Source organism: Salinivibrio sp. KP-1, from assembly GCF_000968645.1.
GTDB lineage: Bacteria > Pseudomonadota > Gammaproteobacteria > Enterobacterales > Vibrionaceae > Salinivibrio > Salinivibrio siamensis.
This window is the reverse complement of record NZ_LAQR01000048.1, coordinates 640,111-657,199: the sequence shown is the minus strand read 5'-3', so window position 1 is coordinate 657,199 and position 17,089 is coordinate 640,111. Positions and strand designations below refer to the sequence as shown.

The 17,089-nt window shown below is 50.1% G+C and carries 16 protein-coding genes; 10 read left to right on the top strand and 6 right to left on the bottom strand.

Annotated features, from left to right (window positions below; translation table 11 throughout):
- Positions 1-526 precede the first annotated feature (526 nt).
- The 6 genes from ppiC (at position 527) to WN56_RS16280 (ending at position 7,582) form a co-directional block, all read left to right on the top strand.
- Positions 527-808, top strand: coding sequence for a peptidylprolyl isomerase PpiC (ppiC, locus tag WN56_RS16305; RefSeq protein WP_046075958.1), 282 nt, complete (start codon positions 527-529; stop codon positions 806-808).
- 157 nt (positions 809-965) lie between these two features.
- Positions 966-2,129 (top strand): GGDEF domain-containing protein, encoded by a 1,164-nt coding sequence (locus WN56_RS16300; protein WP_052708151.1) that lies wholly within the window; start codon positions 966-968, stop codon positions 2,127-2,129.
- 222 nt (positions 2,130-2,351) lie between these two features.
- A complete protein-coding gene (locus WN56_RS16295) occupies positions 2,352-3,701 on the top strand; it encodes an alpha-amylase family protein (RefSeq protein WP_082084489.1) in 1,350 nt (449 codons plus the stop codon).
- 111 nt (positions 3,702-3,812) lie between these two features.
- Positions 3,813-4,460, top strand: a complete 648-nt coding sequence (locus tag WN56_RS16290; protein ID WP_046075956.1) for a hypothetical protein — start codon at positions 3,813-3,815, stop codon at positions 4,458-4,460.
- On the top strand, positions 4,457-5,215 hold the full coding sequence (locus WN56_RS16285; RefSeq protein ID WP_046075955.1) for a DUF3307 domain-containing protein: 759 nt from the start codon (positions 4,457-4,459) through the stop codon (positions 5,213-5,215). The genes WN56_RS16290 and WN56_RS16285 overlap by 4 nt, the downstream gene beginning before the upstream one ends.
- Before the next feature lie 204 nt (positions 5,216-5,419).
- A complete protein-coding gene (locus WN56_RS16280; protein WP_082084488.1) occupies positions 5,420-7,582 on the top strand; it encodes a S9 family peptidase in 2,163 nt (720 codons plus the stop codon).
- Between the two features lie 69 nt (positions 7,583-7,651).
- Here WN56_RS16280 and WN56_RS16275 read toward each other — a convergent pair whose 3' ends face one another.
- Genes WN56_RS16275 through WN56_RS16265 form a run of 3 tightly spaced genes read right to left on the bottom strand, consistent with a single transcriptional unit; the run spans position 7,652 to position 11,174 of the window.
- Positions 7,652-9,088 carry an MFS transporter gene (locus WN56_RS16275; RefSeq protein WP_046075954.1) on the bottom strand — a complete coding sequence of 479 codons (1,437 nt, stop codon included), beginning with the start codon at positions 9,086-9,088 and terminating at the stop codon, positions 7,652-7,654.
- 1 nt (position 9,089) lies between these two features.
- Positions 9,090-10,358 carry a cytochrome P450, cyclodipeptide synthase-associated gene (locus WN56_RS16270; RefSeq protein ID WP_046075953.1) on the bottom strand — a complete coding sequence of 423 codons (1,269 nt, stop codon included), beginning with the start codon at positions 10,356-10,358 and terminating at the stop codon, positions 9,090-9,092.
- 21 nt (positions 10,359-10,379) lie between these two features.
- The gene (locus WN56_RS16265; RefSeq protein WP_082084487.1) at positions 10,380-11,174 is read right to left on the bottom strand and encodes a tRNA-dependent cyclodipeptide synthase; all 795 of its coding nucleotides are present in this window, start codon (positions 11,172-11,174) and stop codon (positions 10,380-10,382) included.
- A gap of 131 nt (positions 11,175-11,305) precedes the next feature.
- On the opposite strand from WN56_RS16265, the gene WN56_RS16260 reads away from it, so the two are divergent.
- Entirely contained in the window at positions 11,306-12,172 is an 867-nt protein-coding gene (locus WN56_RS16260) for a helix-turn-helix domain-containing protein (protein ID WP_046075952.1), read from the top strand.
- 53 nt (positions 12,173-12,225) lie between these two features.
- Here the strand turns inward: WN56_RS16260 and WN56_RS16255 are convergent, their stop codons facing one another.
- Positions 12,226-12,993, bottom strand: coding sequence for a siderophore-interacting protein (locus WN56_RS16255; RefSeq protein WP_046075951.1), 768 nt, complete (start codon positions 12,991-12,993; stop codon positions 12,226-12,228).
- A gap of 165 nt (positions 12,994-13,158) precedes the next feature.
- Between WN56_RS16255 and WN56_RS16250 the strand changes: the two genes are divergently transcribed.
- From WN56_RS16250 to WN56_RS16240, 3 genes are all read left to right on the top strand, one after another.
- The gene (locus WN56_RS16250; RefSeq protein ID WP_046075950.1) at positions 13,159-13,542 is read left to right on the top strand and encodes a cytochrome b562; all 384 of its coding nucleotides are present in this window, start codon (positions 13,159-13,161) and stop codon (positions 13,540-13,542) included.
- A 38-nt stretch (positions 13,543-13,580) separates the two neighbouring features.
- Positions 13,581-14,318 (top strand): lipoate--protein ligase, encoded by a 738-nt coding sequence (locus WN56_RS16245; protein WP_046075949.1) that lies wholly within the window; start codon positions 13,581-13,583, stop codon positions 14,316-14,318.
- Positions 14,319-14,383: 65 nt separating this feature from the next.
- Complete coding sequence (locus tag WN56_RS16240) at positions 14,384-15,115, top strand: gamma-glutamyl-gamma-aminobutyrate hydrolase family protein (protein ID WP_046075948.1); 732 nt, start codon at positions 14,384-14,386, stop codon at positions 15,113-15,115.
- A 79-nt stretch (positions 15,116-15,194) separates the two neighbouring features.
- Here the strand turns inward: WN56_RS16240 and pcp are convergent, their stop codons facing one another.
- Entirely contained in the window at positions 15,195-15,839 is a 645-nt protein-coding gene (gene pcp / locus WN56_RS16235) for a pyroglutamyl-peptidase I (protein ID WP_046075947.1), read from the bottom strand.
- A 74-nt stretch (positions 15,840-15,913) separates the two neighbouring features.
- Entirely contained in the window at positions 15,914-17,053 is a 1,140-nt protein-coding gene (gene msrB / locus WN56_RS16230; RefSeq protein ID WP_082084486.1) for a peptide-methionine (R)-S-oxide reductase MsrB, read from the bottom strand.
- Positions 17,054-17,089 lie beyond the last annotated feature (36 nt).

The following is a 17,089-nucleotide window of genomic DNA, read 5'->3' as shown; positions in this document are numbered from 1 at the left end:
AGATCGGTTTCTCATCGAGTGAGGTGGCAGCAAGTGCCTGTCTCTCCTATACCCGTAAAAGCATCTGCCGATGTTTCTAAACAAATAGCAGATAATACAGACAGCTTAACCATCAGAGGTGTAAATATTAAAGTCAGATGAATATCAACGTGCCAGCAGTGTGATTTAGATCTCTTTTTGATACTTTTTATGACGATAAACGCGACGCTCCATAACGTGTTCTTTTGCATCAAATCAGCGTTTTAAGGGGAGCTATTGCAATAGCGACGGATAGAAATCAAACGTGATTGAGCATGAGTAAACTCAATAGAGCTGGCATTAAAAAGGCTGGGGGAAGCCGCTTTTTTCTAGTTTATGCTTCCACCTCTAAGTAATCTGTGCTTGTTTTTCGCGCTAACCGTCATACTCGCCGACATCATTGCTTAGACTCCCTTCGCGCGCTTCGGCGCTGGTCGACGCACAATTCTTGTTATTCAGTTGAAGAAATCCGGTATACTGAGCGGCTTTAATTTCATGAGGCATCCCGATGGCCAAGAAAGCAGCAGCCCTTCACATACTGGTGAACGATAAGTCGCAAGCAACCTCTTTGCTTGATCAGCTTAAAAAAGGTGCAAACTTCCAAACGCTCGCGAAGAAGTACTCGCAATGCCCCTCGGGTAAGCGAGGCGGGGATTTAGGCGAATTTCGTCGCGGTGACATGGCACCCCCTTTCGATAAAGCCGTATTCAGTGGTGAGTTATTGCGCCCGCTTGGGCCGATAAAAACCAAATTCGGCTGGCACATTATCAAGGTCTTGTATCGCAACTAATCCTATCGCTCACGATCTATGGATAGCATCGGCGCGAGGACGCTGAAACTGTCATAAAGATTAACCGCCAGAAATTGAAGCCGCGCACATTGATTGGCGGTAAACGGCCACGGGTTAAGTGGTAAAGTTAAAGCACGCCCTAATTAACGTATCTCTGATGTTTAAACTCGATGCACCGACACTGCTCATTACTCTGACTGCAATCCAATGGCTGCTAGCGGGTTTTCTATTAGTACAAAACCGCAAAGAACCAGGGATTAACGGATGGGCACTCTCGCTTTTTATTCATGGCTTTAGCAACCTATTCTTGTTTGCCCGTCCTCACCTTCACCCTTATTTAGGGATCGTTTTTTACAATGCCTGTGTGATGGTGGCATTTTCGTTCAGCCACTGGGCGTTGGGGCAAATTTTTGCGCGCGACGTACCGCGTTGGCAGTTGGTGCTACCTGTTATTCTGTCTGTTGTATCGATGTCGTCATACCTTGATGACATCGGGAGTCGTGTGGTTTACGCGAGTTTGATCGTCAGTTTGCAGTTAGGGCTGATGACACAAACCATCGTGAGTAGTACGAACATAGGGGGCCAGCGTTTAAAGCGTTGGCTCATCATGGTGATGGGTGGATTCAGTGTTGCCTATGTAGGCAGGGCGACATTTGCACATCTCTATCCTGATCTATTTACGCAACTGCTGGGCACCTCGCTGTTACAAGCAGGGCTGATTTTGTCGGGCATCGCCTATAGCGTGATCAATACCCTGATTATCTTTCTTTATAAGCTGGAGCGCGTGCACGAGAAACTCCACCGCGAAGCGACTCGAGATAGCTTAACGGGGCTGTTTAATCGCCGCGCCTTTTTGGCAAGAGCGAAACGACGTGTTGATACCGCCGCTTTTCCAATCAGTGTGTTGATGATTGACTTGGATGATTTTAAAGCCATCAACGACTCATTCGGCCACTCGGTTGGCGATAAAGTACTGATCCATTGTGCTAGCGTTTTCGAACAAGTTATTGATGACCAAGGTGTTGTTGGACGTTTGGGGGGAGAGGAGTTCGCGGTCGTGCTGCCTTACTGTGACAGTGCTAATGCGCAACAGTTGTCTGCAGAGTTGCTGAATGCTATTCAGAGCAGTGGCTCAACGCTTGAAATGAGCTTGTCTGCCAGCATTGGAGTGACGACCACCACCGAGGTGCTCGATATTGATTGCTTGTTGGCGCAAGCGGATGATGCCCTTTATTGTGCCAAGCATGAAGGGAAAAACACATTTAAAGAGTACACTCCTACACGCCATTCCTTGAGCAAAGCTGGTTACGAACCAGCTTGAAGAGCCAAACCTATTTCGTCCCTCACTGTTTTGGCATCCGTTATACAGGCCAATGAGGGTTTCTTAATCCTCAGCGAAACACTGACTACGCCTTGCTTATCATCCTCATACAAGTGGCCAAAGGAGGAGGGCGGCATGCGTATAGCGCTTATAATTTTGAGTTATTGAATAAGCCCCATAACGGCAACACACTCGATGCGCGAACGCGATGAGGAGAAAGACATGAACGGCTTGCAAGCTCCCCAATCATCAGGAGCCAACGTTATCTTACATGCTTTTGATTGGAAGTATGCGGATGTTGCCCAACGTGCCGCGGAGATCAGGGCGTTAGGGTATGGCTCGGTGCTCGTATCTCCCCCGATGAAAAGTGCGCAAGACGAACGCTGGTGGCTGAGATATCAACCTCAAGACTATCGTGTGATTGAAAATGCACTCGGTAACACCACGGACTTTAAAGCAATGGTTGAAGCGTTAAACCGTGTTGGTGTGCTTACTTACGTCGATGTGGTCTTCAATCATATGGCCAATGAAGCGCATGTTCGCAGCGACTTAAATTATCCCAGCCAAGCGGTGAGGGCGGCCTATCACGCGCACGAAGACCACTATCGTACACTGACCTTGTTTGGTGATTTATCCGAGCCACTCTTTACTGAGCATGACTTCGTCGACGCATTTGGGATACAAGATTGGAAAGATCGGTGGCAAGTACAAAACGGGCGTATTAGCGGCGGGGCGAGCGATCCGGGATTGCCAACGCTGCGTGTATGTGATCATGTGATAGCGCAGCAACGCGCCTATCTTAAGGCGTTAAAAGCCATTGGCGTAAAAGGGTTTCGGATTGATGCGGCTAAGCACATGACACTAGAGCACCTCAAGCGCGTATGGACCGATGACATCACCCATGATGCGCATATTTTTGGAGAAATCATCACCGACGGTGGCGCGAGCAAAGCAGAGTATGAATTGTTTCTTGCTCCCTATTTACAACAGACGTGTTTGGGCGCTTATGATTTTCCGCTTTTCTCAACGCTCTACCATGTTTTTTCCAACCAGGGCAGCCTTAAATCATTGATTGACCCTTATTGCTTCGGGCAAGCCTTATCGAAAGGGCGTGCAATCACTTTTGCCATTACCCATGACATTCCCAACAATGATGTATTCTTGGATTTGGTGATGGACGAAGCGAGCGAGTGGCTTGCTTACGCGTATATCTTGGGGCGTGATGGTGGCGTGCCCCTGATTTATACCGATCTTGATACTAGTGGTATCAAAGGGGGAGACGGCCAACCACGCTGGAAAAATGCGTGGAAAGATCCAAAGATGGTGACAATGATTGCCTTTCATAATTTAACCCATGGTGAGCCCATGAGCGTCTTGGAAGCGACCGATGATTGGCTGGTGATTCAACGGGGCGAGGCAGGAATATTGGTGTTAAATAAATCCCTGGAGCCGCAATCACTCTCATTGACGCTGGAAAATGATTGGCGCGATATGCTCACGGGTATCACGGCCTCGAGTGGGCAACGAATTGATGTTGCAGCCCAGTCGGCGATGATGCTCGTGCCGGCATAACGACGAGGTCGCGCGATGCGATCTCGCTTGTCGTTTTGCTATTTTTGGGTAAATTTGTACTTTTTGCCAAAAAAAGCTAAATTTGCCGGAGTTGGTTAACAGGGATAAGTGATGGCGACAGAAAGCAAGGCACCCATTGCGGTGATCAGTGGCGATCTGGTGGATTCAACCGCCTTAAATCGAGATGAGTATGAGCGAGTACTGGCGCAAATCAAAACCATACAAGCCCATATTTCACAAGCGCATTGCGCCAATCAGCACAGCATTATACGCGGTGATGAGTTTCAATCTGTGATCCATGATGTAGCGAACGCGCTTCACTATGTCGTGATGTATCGTGTCGCCATCAAAGCACTGGGAAAACCGTTTGATTGTCGCATCAGCTTTGCGATTGCCGAGCAAGCGGATTTGCGTGAGGCGGTGTCAGAGTCAATGGGACAAGCGTTTGTACTATCTGGTCGCGGCTTAAAAGCAATGAAAAACCAGCGGCTGGCCTTTTTTTGCGCCAATGCCAATCTTGAAGACAGATTTGCGTTGTTGATCCGTTATCTTGACCGACAACTCAGCGATGCGACATCTCGTCAATGCGAAATGATGCTGCCTTTATTACATCGCGATCAATCACTTGCGTACGGTGAGCTAGCGGCCGCACTTGGAGTCGCGAATGCAACCGTGAGTAAGTCCCTTAAAGCGGCGGGCTGGGAGCTTATCGAGGCATTGTTGGCCGAGTTTCAGCAAGCTGTGGAGGCGCAAGTATGATGGCCTTCCTTTCTTTGCTGGTTCCCTTGTTACTGACCCACCTTATTTATGACTTCTATCTACAGCCTGCGAATTGGTGGGCGAAATCGACACCACGCGCACGAATACTGGATTGGGCGGTTGCACCGCTCCTCTACGGTTTATGTTTACTGGTGCCAGCGGTGTTTTGGACCCAGCACGTTTCGCCGCTATTGGGTGTATTGCTGGTTGGCATGGTGACCAAGTGTGTGGTGGCAGTGTTTGATGGCCAACTCGTCGCGCAGTCATCACTGGCCCGTTTCACGGTTAGCCAAGGCATACACCTTTTGGTACTAGGGCTAATTGCCCTGAGTTTTGTGGCGCAGCCACCTTGGGTTGGACTGACCGAGATGCCTCTGTTTAGCGAGCTCGTCGTAATTGGCACAGGCTATTTATTGATCTTAAAGCCGACATCAGTATTGATTGGTCACGTGTTACAGCGCTTTACGGTCACGTTGGACTCACCCTCTGATCATCAACACAATTATCATGGCCTCGTGGCTGCGGGGGCGTTGATTGGCTATTTAGAGCGTATTCTGATCCTGACCTTTACCTTGCTTGGCAGCTATACCGCTGTCGGTTTTGTGCTGGCAGCCAAGTCGATTTTCCGCTTTGGTGAGCTGACGCGTTCTGCCGATCGCAGCCTAACTGAATACGTTTTAATTGGTTCGTTATTGTCGGTAGTGATCACGACATTAGTGGGCGTTGTGATCACACAAAGCCTCACTTTGCTATAATTAGCCTTTTATGGCTAAAAGACAAGAATTAGCTGTTTTAGGCTTATAATACGGACTGGTATTAAGAAACGATGCGTCAGCCAATTGTTTGGCGAACGATAAAAAGAATATTGTTTATTGGAACTTGCTTAATACCCTCAGGTCAGTAAAGAGATGCTTGTTTGTTAAATTACTGTTATGGCTAAATAAACCTGAAGGAAAAGTATGTCCCGATACATTTTACTCACCGGAGCACTGGCGGTGTCTTTGCTCTCAGGGTGCAGTTTTCAAGGAGAGTCACACGTGAAAGCTTCCAGCCCAGGCGAACTGAGTGCGCCTGTCGCGAAAAAAATCCCTCATGAAATGACCATTCACGGCGATACGCGCGTGGATAACTACTATTGGATGCGTGATGATGCACGCCAAGATCCTGACGTGATCGCCCATCTTAATCAAGAAAACGCCTATGCCGATCAGGTGCTCGCACACACTGAGCCAATGCAGGCCAAGCTATTCGATGAAATCAAGGGGCGTATCGTCAAAGACGATGCCTCGGTCCCGGTCAAAAAAGGCAGTTATTTCTATTCCAGCGAAGTGGAAGGCGATAATGAATATCGCACTTACGTGCGTGCGAAAGACTTTGCCGGCACCGACAAAACGGTAATTTTGGATGTCAATGCGCTCGCGAAAGGGCATGAGTTTTACAGCATTGGCCAACTGAGCGTCAGTCCAAACGAAAACCTATTGGCCTATGGGGAAGATACCCTCAGCCGCCGCGTTTATACCATTCAAGTAAAAGACCTCACCACCGGTGAGTACCTCGATGATAAGATTGAAGGCGCCTCGAGCAGTATTGTGTGGCAGAACGATAACCAAGCCTTCTACTACATCAAAAAAGACCCGCAAACCTTGTTGGGGTATCAGGTGTATCGCCACCGTTTGGGCACCCCGCAATCCGCTGATGCGTTAATTTACGAAGAAACGGATACCAGCTACTACACCGGATTGAGCAAAAGCAAAGACGGTGAGCAAATCTTTATTTGGCACGCTAGCACTGAAACCAGCGGCGTATCGCTCGTGGATGCCAATGATCCAAATGCTACCGCCCAAGCGTTTTATCCGCGAGAAACTGGCATCGAATATGAAGTGGCAAAGCGTGGTGAGTGGTATTACATCTATACCAACTATCAAGCGGTGAACTTTCGCTTGATGAAGGTACACCAAAGCGAGCGTGACGATCGTAGCCAATGGCAAGATGTGATCGCGCCAAACGATAAGGTGCAGTTGGTTGATTTTACGCTATTTGATAACCATTTGGTCTACGAGCAGCGTGAAAATGGCTTGCCGCGCACTACGGTGCGTAACCTCACCACTGGGGAGGAATATCAGCTTAGGTTTAACGACTCGGCCTATGCGTCTTACCTGACCGGCAATGCGGAAATGGACAATTCTGCGGTGCGCGTGTATTACACCAGCTTGACCACACCGGGCACCTATTACGAGTTTGACTTGGCGTCGGGCGAGCGTGAAATGCTCAAACAAAACCAAGTGCTGGGCGATTTCAACCCAGACAACTACCAATCCGAGCGGGTGATGATCACCGCACGCGATGGCGCGCAAGTGCCTGTGTCTTTGGTGTACCGTAAAGACCGTTTCAAAAAAGACGGCACTAATCCGCTCTATCAATACGGCTATGGCTCCTACGGCGCTACTATGGAGCCCATGTTCTCTACCACGCGTTTAAGCCTGCTAGATCGCGGTTTTGTCTTTGCTATTGCCCATATTCGTGGCTCTGAAATGCTAGGGCGCCCTTGGTATGACGATGGTAAAAAGCTTACCAAAAAGAATACCTTTAACGACTTTATTGATGTGACCAAAGCGCTGACTGCGCAAGGCTATGGCGATAAAGACAAGGTGTTTGCCGTCGGCGGCTCAGCAGGTGGCTTGTTAATGGGGGCGATCATCAACCAAGCGCCAGAGCTTTATTTAGGGGTGGCCGCGCATGTGCCGTTCGTCGATATCGTCACCACCATGTTGGATGAGTCGATTCCACTGACCACCAACGAGTATGACGAGTGGGGCAACCCGAATGACAGAACCTACTATGAGTACATGCTCAGCTATTCACCATACGACAATGTCACCGCGCAAGATTATCCCAACTTGTTGGTCACCACAGGCCTGCATGACTCACAAGTGCAGTACTTTGAGCCAATGAAATGGGTCGCGAAACTACGTGAGTTCAAAACTGACAATCATACGCTGGTGTTTAAAACCGACATGGAAGCCGGCCACGGCGGCGCGTCGGGGCGCTTTAAGCGCATCAAAGAAGATGCATTAGAGTATGCCTTCTTCTTCGACTTGCTCGACAAGCAGGATGAACAATAGCTTGCCTTAGAGTGTACTGACTTATGGTTGAGGTATGAGCCTCAACCATAATGATTGGCGTGTGGCAGTTTATGATATAGCTTTGGTTTTTAGTTCCTCTTTCATGAGCCGTACTGATGGTATTGCACATAATAACGTGACTAGGGTTAAGCCCATCAGTACCGGTTGAAATGATGCCGAGTGTGCGCCCTGCACATACAGTATCGCGACCATCGCCGGTCCGACAGAGGCACCCAGCAAGGTCAGGATCCGCGATAACGCACTGGCATCCGGGGTTTGTGTGGGTTCCAAGTCATGATAGGTATGCGACATCCCCAACAAGGTCAACAACCCAATCCCGGCCCCACGCAGAACCATGGTCAACGCGATGAGGGGATCGCTTCCCTGAATGTCCGGCCACAGAAACGGCACGGTTCCCAGGACAGCAAGGCCGCAGCCCAGCAACGCGGTATTCCCGACGCCAAGCCGCTCACACAGGGTTTTCAGGTAGGGGCGGGAAATCAACGCCCCGAGGCCATGTGCGCCGACCCATACACTGGCCAACCATTCACTGTGTCCAAATCCCTGAATAAACATCAGGGGCAGCGCAAACAGCCCACCGTAAAAACTGATACTTGAAAGAAACAGCAGCCCCATCGAAGCACGAAAGGATCCCACGCTAAAAACCTTTAACCGGATCAGCGACTGCTCGCCACGTTTTCGTGTGTGCCGTACAAACAGGAACAGTAAGCAGGCACCGATTAAAGATGCCCCCGCAGTTTCAAGCCAGCGTCCTCCTCCCTGGTGGCCCAGATCAGACAAGGATGACAGGCTGTACATCAACAAGATCAGTGCCGGCGCGAGCACCATAAACCCAAGTCCGTCAAACCGGTTGTTCGCCTGTGAAGGCGCGCCAGGCTGCCGCGCTTGCTGCAGATCATCTTTGGCGATCATCATCCAGCCCAGCACAATCGCTACCAGCCCAATCGGCAGGTTAATATAGAAAATCATCCGCCAGTCGCCGATATGAAGGAGGTATCCCGCCAGAAGCGGCCCGGCAATCGGGGCCAGGACCGTCGGCACCGCCATCGTCGCCATCGCCGTTTTCAGCAGCGGTTTACCCACGGTATGGACCAAAACGGTCTGCATTACGGTCATCAGGATCCCGGCCCCAACCCCCTGTACAGCACGGCTCACCAGCAGCCAGTTGATTGTTGGCGAGACTGAACACAACCCGGAGCCTAAAGTGAAAATCACCAGCCCGGTGATCCAGAATGTTTTCGCCCCCCACTGCCGGGTTGCCCAGGCACACACCGTCACCGTCACGGCAGCAACCAGGGTATACAGCACAGAAACCCACTGTATTTGGGTGACAGACGCTGAAAGGCTGGCTGACAGATCTGGCAGCGCCACCCCCAGAATCGTGGCATCGATCAGCGGTAAACAAACCCCGAAGATCAAACTGACGATGACCCAACGCTGCGCTTTGCTGAACACAATGTTTTCAGTATCGTTCGCATTTTTCATACTATGCCTCCATTGCCATCAGCCGTTGTGCTGTATCGCCCTGATGATTCACTTGTGACGAAGGCGTGAAAGATAACACCAGACTCTCCGGGCCGCGGGTATAGAGTCCCGTTTCCAGATAGGTTTCCGGGCGCTCCATTCGCATATCCCGGAGAGAATCGAAAATGATATTCGCCGTGACTTCCAGCTGGAGTAAAGAGAAGGCCGCGCCGAGACACATATGCATCCCACCGCCAAATGCGAGGTGCCTTTTCTTCTTGCCGGCATCGCCTTGTACCGTATTCTTACGGCGCTCTAGATTAAACTGCGCCGGCTGCGGAAAAACATTTGGATCCCGATTTGCAGCGCCAATCATGCAATAGACATAAGCACCTTTCGGGATCGGGATCCCTGAGATACAAACATCTTCACTTACCTCCCGTGGAATTAACTGCACCGGCGACGTCAGCCGCAACGTTTCCTCTAGCGCATCACGGATCAAACGGCGATCGTTCACGACCTCATCCAAAGCGCCGGGCTCGGACAACAGATGCTTGATCATCATTGCCAGGGTTTTGTCCGCCGGCTCGGTCGCTGCTAACAGGATATTCAGACACAACGCTGTGATTTCAGGAGTCGACATATTTAATGCAGGCTCGGCATTACCGCATAGCATAGAAATGAAATCATTCTGCGGCCGTTGACGACGACTTTCCACCAAGGGGGTGATCAATGAAATCAATTGCTTGCTACAATCTAGGCTATGTGTTTTCTGTTGCTCAGTCTGATCAAAGTGGGTAATAAATTCGGCAACCCCTTTGTGCCAGTCGGCAATATCCCGATAGTTCTCCGTCGGCAGTCCCAAAATACCCAGCGTCACCAAGACGGCATAATCCCGGCCGAAGTCATTCACCAAGTCGATTTTTCCACGGGAGAGAAAGGGGGCCAGTAAGTCATGGGTGATCTGTTGAATCATGGGTTCGTACTGATTGACGAAATAATCCTTTGCCAGACCGCGCATGACCAGTTTGCGCTTGGCTGCATGCTCTTCACCTTCCATCTGCGCGAGGACACGATCTCCCATCACCGGCTCCGCCCTGACCATCAACGGTTTGGTGGTAAATACCGAAGATTTCAGAATCGCATCAACATCATCGTATTTCCCCACAAAGTAACTCTGATTGGCTTCATCCACATAGATTAAATCCTGTTGATGCAGCGCTTCATAAAAGGGGTATGGATTGGTGAAAAAGTTTGAATCATGGATACTTAACGAGGCTAGCTTTGACATTGTAAGAGGTCCTTCTTGGTCTTATACTCGCTGTTCTGATGCTGACGTGAGAGTAACGATCCCGTAGCTTTGATTTTTTGTCACCTGAATGGGGTAGTGGCCGTGATATAGCCCTTTGCCGATAGGCCACGGGCGATGGTAAAGCAGTGTCGACAGATTCACGTCGAGCAAGGAAGGGGTGTCCAGGAAAAATGGTAGCTCCGCGAAAATATACGGCAGTGCTTTTTGTATCAATTCAGGATCAACATCTTTTTGGCATTGCCCGGTTCCTTTGAGTCGCCCTTTTACAGCCTGGTAGGACATATTCAGGCAGTCTTTCCGGAACCGCGAACATGACTCAAACGCATTCTCAACGGAAGATCTGATTTTCTGATAACGAGGGTGATCCGCATAATGATTAAACTGGATCACTTGAATACCCCTTCCCTCAAAACTTGGGCCCGATAGTACTGCCGCCAGATGGTTTTTATGACGTCGCAGCTCCCGATCCGTTTTCTTGATGGCTTTCTTTTCTTCCATGCCCGTTGCTTTCAACAGACGAGACGCTTCCTCAACACAAGGCAGCAACAAATCGATATGCTCAAAATGCGCTGCCGCCCATGTCACCAAAGCGGTGACATAGGCTTTTGAGAAACGGGAATTAAACGGGCTGATCCCTACCAGCGCATGATCGCGCTGGTCAATAATGACATTGCAGTGTGACGTTTGACCGGTAACATCAAAGGACGCTTTCAATATGTTCTCACCCGGAAATGAACATACAGGTGGCAATGGGCACGCCTTGTTCGCTGAAGTTGAAATAGATAACTGACTCATTTCTCACTCATGTAATTGTTTATAATAGAAAAGTGTATTTTGCTTGCATGATCGGAACTCGATGACTCGCCATGTCTATATTCTCGAGTTACTATTTATACTAGGAATGGAACTGGGTGAATTTCGTATATATGGCAAAAAGTATCGAGAATCAGTCAATCCGCCATGATCCGTCCATGGAGCCCATGACGCATCTGGGTTTGAACGAACAAACGCCGATCCGGGCTATCGCCAAACAGGTCGTTGAGCGGGCGGACGTCGAGCTCCATCACCATCCCTGGGGACAAATGGTGTTCTCTGATACTGGCGTCGTGCAGGTCAAAACCCCGCAGGTTGCGTACTTGGTGCCGCCGCAACATGCAGTCTGGATCCCCCCTGGTGTTGCCCATGACTCCTCACTACTTGAAAAGGCAGAAATATTCTCGGTCTATATGTTCCAAACTAATTGTTACTTTCACGGCGAAACATGGCGTAAAGAGTGGGGAGTCTGTCGCTGTTTTCAGGTCAGTACTTTGCTCAGTGAATTAGTCAGGCGTATTGCAACTCAGACGACCGAAAAGATCGGAGAGCAGACATACAGTGCAATGTGCACACTCATAAGCTCAGAAGTGAGGCAAGCTAAAAAAGTCGCTCTTGGCCTACCTATGCCGGAAGATAAACGGTTGCGACATTTATGCGACTTATTTATTCAGTCACCATTACAAACGACAACACTGTCTGCCCTCGCGGGTCAGGTAGGCGCAAGTGAGAGCACGGTTGCGAGGTTATTTAGACAGGAATTACAAATGACGTTTAGGCAGTGGAAACATCAAGCTCTTTTGTCGAAGGCTATCGATATGGCGGCGATGAGAGTGCCAACGGGTATCATAGCCCAAGAGCTGGGCTATGCGACTCATAGTGCGTTTTCTTATATGGTAACGTCTTTGGTTGGTAAGCCACCTAAAGCATTTTTATATCAAGATAAAAATGACGATAGTACGCCTAAAATGAACAAGTAGCGTGTTTTACCATTCTTTTACAAGACCTTAGTTTTAAAAGTGAGGGTCTCGATTTAACATTGTCTCTCCGCATCTTCGCGCTTGATCACTTTGTGGCCTTCTTCGGTCACGCCATTTTTCCAATAGCTGCTGATGTAGATAAACTCACGCTCGACGTCATGGTCATTGCGGAAATATTGGCGCAGTGCGCGCATACTTTCAAATTCACAGGCACACCACACGGACACTTGCCCTGCTAACCAAGGCTGTGCTTTTACCGTTTCGGCCAATGTCGGTGTGGTTAGCCAAATAATCTCCATGCCAGCGGGAGCGTCGAGTGGTTGGGCATCTTCCTCGGCATCGAGCTGAACCACCGCATAGCCTTTGGCATCGCGAGGCAAGGTTTTGATCTTGGCTGATAGCGCGGGCAACGCGGTCATATCGGCAACCATAAAGAACCAATCCGCATCTTGATTAATCGGCGCAATCGTCCCAGGGCCGGCAATGTTAATGGTATCACCCACTTGGGCATTCAGTGCCCAGCGCGCGGCAAAGCCACAGTCGGCTTGCTCGATTTGATGGCGAACCATATCTACTTCAATTTGCTGCTGGCTAGGCATAAAGCGGCGAATGGTATAAGTGCGCATCACAGGGCGCTCGCCTTCTGCTAATCCGCTCAGATCTGTGCTTCCCGCTTTATCAAACAGCAGCTTGATATAGCCGCCTTCACACTCCGCTGGGAAGTCCGCGAAGGCGTCGCTTTGTAAGGTCAAGCGTTGCATATTAGGTGTGACGGTTTGGGTATCGATAACGTGAGTGAGGTGATAGTTTGGCTGTTTCATATTATCTAACTTAAAATCATTATCATTTACAACTATCATACCATCAGGATATGGAATGTGTAAGTGCTTTACATTGGTTTACGCTTCTTCGCTGGGCAAGACCGTGAGAAATGGGTAAGATGACGGCACAATATTATTACTAAAAAACAATCAGATGGAGCAAAAATGAAGAAAGTCATACTCACGGGTGCGGTGGCGGTACTGCTGTCGTTGAACGTCTCGGCCTCTGAGCTCAAGCCGATCATGAAAGAAATGAAAATGACCTTTAAAGAGGCGGCGAGTGCACAAAGTATCGAAGCCATGCAAGCGCCGGTTGCGAAACTAGAAATCCTGGTCGCGAAAGCCAAAGCAGGTAGCTACCCACCGGAAAAAGCGGATATCTTTATGGAAGGGTTCGATAAATTGGCGGTGACCTTGGATAAGATTGATACGGCACTGAGCGAAGGCGATCTCGACCAAGCAAAACAAGGGATGCGCCAAATCGATGCCTTGCGTGAAGAGTACCACGACAAACGCAACCCAAGCATTTGGCAGCGTTTGTTCGGTTAATAGCCGAATAATAGGAATATAACGATAGCGAGTGCACGATGGCGACTCAAAAAACGATTTTGCGTTATCCCTCGCTGTCGGTGGCGTCTGCATTTGAGAAAGAGCAGGCGCTGATCCGCCGGATAGAGCAGGGCGAACTCAACGAGGCATTACTGCTTTGGCAGCCAGATGCGCAAACCTTGGTACTGCCGGCGGGCCAAAAATGGCCACAAACCCCTGCATTACACCGCGCGTTATCAGCGTTAGGTTGGCAAATACATAACCGCCAAACAGGCGGGGCGCCGGTGCCGCAACTGCCAGGGGTGATTAACGTGTCTTATCTGACGGTGTGGCCGGCTAACACGCCGTATCATATCCAGACGGCTTACCAGTATTTTTGCACCATTTTACAGTCTTTTTTCCATCAGTTAGGCATTGCAACGACGGTGGGCGACACGCCCGGTTCGTATTGTGATGGTGACTACAACCTCAATATTGCCGGCAAAAAAGTGGTGGGAACTGCCCAGCGTATCCTGCGTTTAGGCGCGGGAGCAGGCGATGCCAAACAAACGGTGATGCTGGCGCAAGCGTGTTTGCTGATTGATGCGGATTGCCAACATATTGTTGCCCCTGTATCGCTGTGTAATCAGCTTTGTGGTCACGTCGATCGCATTGAGGCCGAGGTGCATACTCCATTAGCCGAGCACCTAGATGAACTGCCGGCAACCGAGCAGCTGTTTCAGTTGCTGACTCAAGCGTTTGTGGCGCGCCCGCCACTCGAGGTTGGCAAGGCTTGAGGCCGACGCTCAATATAGTATGCTTAGCCGCAATCGTGCGTAAAACAAATCCCAAGGAGTGAGGAATGCGCGTCCATCTTGTTATTCACGAGGCGTTTGAAGGCCCAGGTGCCATTTTAGATTGGTGTGACGAGCGTGCCTATCATGTGACCACCAGTCATTTGTATCGGGGCGAGCCGTTGCCAGAAAGTGGTGAAGGCATTGATCTGCTGGTGGTCCTCGGCGGGCCGCAAAGTCCAGATACGCCACAATCTGAATGCCCGCACTTTGATAGCCAGCGCGAGCAAGCGCTGATTAAGCAGTGTATCGAGCAAGGCAGTGCGGTATTAGGGATTTGCCTCGGCGCGCAACTGATTGGTGAAGCCTTGGGCGCACCGTATCAGAAAAGTCCTGAGCCCGAGATTGGCTACTTCCCCATCCAGTTAAGCGAAGATGGCCATATCGATGAGCACATTCCGCACTTCGCGCCGCAAGAAATTGTGGGCCATTGGCACAATGATATGCCGGGGCTGACACCAAATAGTCGTGTACTGGCCAGTAGCGAAGGCTGTCCGCGACAGATCGTGAAGTACGGACCGAGGGTGTATGGTTTTCAATGCCACCTTGAATTGACGCCGCTGGCGGTTGAAGGCTTACTGCACGCCGCCTATCCAGAGGGCGAGGCCGCTAACAAGCGCTTTATTCAAGACCCTGCCTCCATTCGCGCCTTTGATACGGCACCGATGAATGCGCACTTGTTTGCCTTTCTCGATAGCGTGCTAACCGACAACGATCTTGTCACTGAATGGCTGTTTTAAGCGACTGGGTTAGGAGCACGGTAATCGCAACTGTGCTCCGTCCTCGAGGCGCTATCGTCCGAGCGCCATCTATCTTGCGTTAGTGCAACATACCTTCACACACGGTGGTGACATCGTCATCCAATAAACTCAACTCAATGGCTATCTTCATCGCCGCCACCACATCACCCACTGGCATGCTCGGGGCGCGGTGCTTACACGCTTGTGCTGGGCTGTAGGGAATATGAATAAAGCCGGCGCGTACTTCAGTATGATGAGCGAGCGCATGCATCAAGCCATAAAACACGTGGTTACACACAAAGGTGCCTGCGGTGTAAGAAATACTGGCAGGGTGATGCGCTTCGTTTAACGCGTTCACTAAACGGTTGAGCGGCAAGGTAGAGAAATAGGCATTGGGCCCAGATGACACCACTGGCGTGCCATGTGGCTGCTTACCGGCGTTGTCGGGAATAGGCGCATCTTGATAATTGATCGCTACTTTCTCCAAGCTTATCTCAGCGCGACCACCGGCTTGGCCAAGAGCAATCACCATCACCGGACTGAGCGATTCCAACGCGCTGTGTAACGTCGATAAGCTGTCTTCAAAAGTGCAGGGCAGGCGCACGGCTTTGACGATGCACTCCTCATTAGGCTGCCAGCCTTCTAATGCTTTTGCCACTTGCCAAGACGGGTTGTCACTCTCGCCGCCGAAGGGTTCAAATCCAGTGATCAATATCGTGTGCATCCAATGCCTCGCGTAAAAAAGCGGTAGAGCTTTACTCTACCGCAGGTTTACAAGCCAATCACGCACTGGTTGCGTTATTCAAACAGATAAAGATAATCCTCATAACCCGCCTCGGCCATTTTATCGACCGGCACAAAGCGCATCGCGGCTGAGTTCATGCAATAGCGCAAGCCGGTGGGTGCGGGGCCATCTTCAAACACATGGCCAAGGTGCGAATCGGCAACCTTGCTACGGACCTCGGTGCGCGTGTAGAACAGGGAGTTATCCGGCTTGGTAACCACATACTGCTCATTGATGGGCTGTGTGAAGCTCGGCCAGCCGGTACCGGATTTGTATTTATGGGTGGAGGAAAACAGCGGCTCACCCGAAACAATATCTACATAAATCCCAGCTTGCTTGTTGTCCCAATACGGGTTGCGGAACGCGGGTTCGGTACCGTCTTCTTGCGTGACTTCGTACTCAATGTCTGACAACATCGCGCGAATTTTTTCATCCGAGGGGCGCGAGTATCGGGTGTTCGTTGCTGTCATCTCTTCCGCTTGTTGCGCATCAATCATTTCTCGCAAGGTGACCGGATTGTCTTTGCGATCGTCACCAAAAATCTCGTCCAGATATTGGTCGCGCCCTGATGCATAGCGGTAGTAGCTATAGCGAATGCTGTGGTTTTTGTAGTAATCCTGATGATAGCTTTCTGCTGGCCAGAATTTCTCGAACGGGATCAGCTCGGTTTTCAGCGGCTTTTTGAACACGCCTAACGCTTCAATTTCCGCCATAAAATCCGCGGCAATTTGTTTTTGTGTTTCAGAGCGATAAAAGATCGCGGGACGATATTGCGGGCCACGGTCAACGAACGAGCCTTGGTCATCGGTGGGGTCGATATGACGGAAAAACTGATCGAGCACCTGTTCGTAATCCACGACTTTTGGATCATAGGTGACATCAATCACCTCAATGTGGCCACTGGTGCCGGACGAAACCTCTTTATAGGTGGGATTTTCAAGCTCACCGCCTGAGTAGCCAGATACCACATCAATCACGCCGTCGAGTTTTTCAAGATCAGCTTCCGTACACCAAAAGCAGCCGCCGGCAAGGGTCGCCTTTTGGTAGCCTTGCGACGTGGTGGCAGTGTCTTTCACCGCCGCATAACTTGCTATCGATAGCAAACTGAACGCTGTGAACGCGATAACTCGCCACATTGATTTGTGCTGTTTCATGATCGCCTCGTTATTGGGGTTGGTGAGGATAAAGAC

Excerpts from the sequence above, each read along its gene's own strand:
- ppiC (WP_046075958.1), top strand. The coding sequence starts at position 527 with ATGGCCAAGAAAGCAGCAGCCCTTCACATACTGGTGAACGATAAGTCG.
- WN56_RS16300 (WP_052708151.1), top strand. The coding sequence starts at position 966 with ATGTTTAAACTCGATGCACCGACACTGCTCATTACTCTGACTGCAATC.
- WN56_RS16295 (WP_082084489.1), top strand. The coding sequence starts at position 2,352 with ATGAACGGCTTGCAAGCTCCCCAATCATCAGGAGCCAACGTTATCTTA.
- WN56_RS16290 (WP_046075956.1), top strand. The coding sequence starts at position 3,813 with ATGGCGACAGAAAGCAAGGCACCCATTGCGGTGATCAGTGGCGATCTG.
- WN56_RS16285 (WP_046075955.1), top strand. The coding sequence starts at position 4,457 with ATGATGGCCTTCCTTTCTTTGCTGGTTCCCTTGTTACTGACCCACCTT.
- WN56_RS16280 (WP_082084488.1), top strand. The coding sequence starts at position 5,420 with ATGTCCCGATACATTTTACTCACCGGAGCACTGGCGGTGTCTTTGCTC.
- WN56_RS16275 (WP_046075954.1), bottom strand. The coding sequence starts at position 9,088 with ATGAAAAATGCGAACGATACTGAAAACATTGTGTTCAGCAAAGCGCAG.
- WN56_RS16270 (WP_046075953.1), bottom strand. The coding sequence starts at position 10,358 with ATGTCAAAGCTAGCCTCGTTAAGTATCCATGATTCAAACTTTTTCACC.
- WN56_RS16265 (WP_082084487.1), bottom strand. The coding sequence starts at position 11,174 with ATGAGTCAGTTATCTATTTCAACTTCAGCGAACAAGGCGTGCCCATTG.
- WN56_RS16260 (WP_046075952.1), top strand. The coding sequence starts at position 11,306 with ATGGCAAAAAGTATCGAGAATCAGTCAATCCGCCATGATCCGTCCATG.
- WN56_RS16255 (WP_046075951.1), bottom strand. The coding sequence starts at position 12,993 with ATGAAACAGCCAAACTATCACCTCACTCACGTTATCGATACCCAAACC.
- WN56_RS16250 (WP_046075950.1), top strand. The coding sequence starts at position 13,159 with ATGAAGAAAGTCATACTCACGGGTGCGGTGGCGGTACTGCTGTCGTTG.
- WN56_RS16245 (WP_046075949.1), top strand. The coding sequence starts at position 13,581 with ATGGCGACTCAAAAAACGATTTTGCGTTATCCCTCGCTGTCGGTGGCG.
- WN56_RS16240 (WP_046075948.1), top strand. The coding sequence starts at position 14,384 with ATGCGCGTCCATCTTGTTATTCACGAGGCGTTTGAAGGCCCAGGTGCC.
- pcp (WP_046075947.1), bottom strand. The coding sequence starts at position 15,839 with ATGCACACGATATTGATCACTGGATTTGAACCCTTCGGCGGCGAGAGT.
- msrB (WP_082084486.1), bottom strand. The coding sequence starts at position 17,053 with ATGAAACAGCACAAATCAATGTGGCGAGTTATCGCGTTCACAGCGTTC.